The 1,400-nt window shown below is 56.9% G+C and carries 1 protein-coding gene; it reads left to right on the top strand.

Annotation, left to right across the window (positions count from 1 at the left end):
* Positions 1-22 precede the first annotated feature (22 nt).
* Positions 23-1,138: an IS110 family RNA-guided transposase gene (locus ABH944_RS44585; RefSeq protein ID WP_062093223.1), complete on the top strand. Its 1,116-nt coding sequence runs from the start codon at positions 23-25 to the stop codon at positions 1,136-1,138.
* Positions 1,139-1,400: the final 262 nt, after the last annotated feature.

Here is a 1,400-nt window from a genome sequence, read left to right as displayed (position 1 = left end):
CCGCAATTGAGGAGAGCAGGTCGTGAAGCAGTTTAGCAAGTTCGTTGGGTTGGATGTTCACAAGGCGACGATTGCGGTTTCTGTAGCCGATGCGGGGAGAGGCGAAGTTCGTTATATCGGGGAGATCGCCAATACACCGGAGGCGATCGAAAAGCTGGTTCGGCAGTTGAGAAAAGGAGACGCGCATCTCTCGTTTTGCTATGAGGCAGGCCCATGCGGATATGGGATCCATCGGCAGCTCAGTGACCTCGGCTGGGATTGCCAGGTTGTCGCACCGTCTCTGATTCCAAGGAAAGCGGGCGAACGGGTCAAGACTGACCGCCGCGATAGTCTTATGCTGGCGCGCTTGCATCGAGCCGGAGAACTGACTGCAGTGTGGGTTCCCGACGATGCGCAGGAAGGGCTACGCGACTTAACCCGAGCGCGCGAGGACATGAAGCATCTTCAGCGCCAGGCCAAGCAACGGTTGTGTGCCTTTCTGCTTCGGTATGGCAAATGCTACAGCGGAAAGAGCAACTGGACTCAGGCGCATTATCGATGGCTTGAAGAGCAACAATTCGGGCAATCAGTTCAGCAGATCGTGTTTCAGGAATACGTTGACACCGTCAAGGCACTCAGTAAGCGTGTCGACGGACTGGACACGCAACTCGAAAGCGCGGCGAGTGAATCGGTGTTCTGGCCGGTGATCGAAGGCCTGATGGCGCTGCGCGGCGTCAACCTGTTGACCGCGACGACGGTGGTCGCCGAGATTGGTGATCTGAAGCGCTTCGCCAGTGCTCCGCAATTGATGGCGTACTTGGGGCTGGTGCCCAGCGAGCATTCCAGCGGAGCCACCAAATCGCGCGGCGCGATCACCAAGACCGGCAATGCTCACGTGCGTAGAGTGCTGGTGGAAGCGTCCTGGACCTATCGCCATCCGGCCAGAAAAACCGCCCATCTGCAACGCCGTGCAGAGCGAACCTCCGAAGCAGTGCAGGACATTGCTTGGAAGGCACAGAAACGCTTGTGTGCGCGTTATCGATTAATGGAGGGCAGAGGGAAACTAAAAGTGCAAGCATGTACCGCGGTCGCGCGTGAACTGACTGGCTTCATATGGGCAATAGGACAGGAGTTGCCACAGCCCGCGCCTAATCGCTAGGGGGCACCGTCATGTACGTGCAGTGTGTCGGTAGCAGAATGGACAACGGTGGGAGAACCCTCGTGGACACTATGAGGCATCCAGCAATGGAATGATCCTCGACCCTAGAGCGAGGCAGCTCCCCGACGAATCGGTTGTCATGCGGTACCCAACCCGCGCATATCAGACTGATCAACCGTCGGCATGCCGTCCGTTCTGCTACCAACACATTGTACGAACCAGAATCCTTTATAAACCACTGGACAGGTCAAATACATATCAG

The organism is Caballeronia udeis (assembly GCF_044909315.1).
Classification (GTDB): Bacteria; Pseudomonadota; Gammaproteobacteria; order Burkholderiales; family Burkholderiaceae; genus Caballeronia; species Caballeronia udeis_A.
The sequence above is the reverse complement of the archived record's forward strand: the minus strand, read 5'-3'. Positions and strand labels throughout refer to the sequence as shown.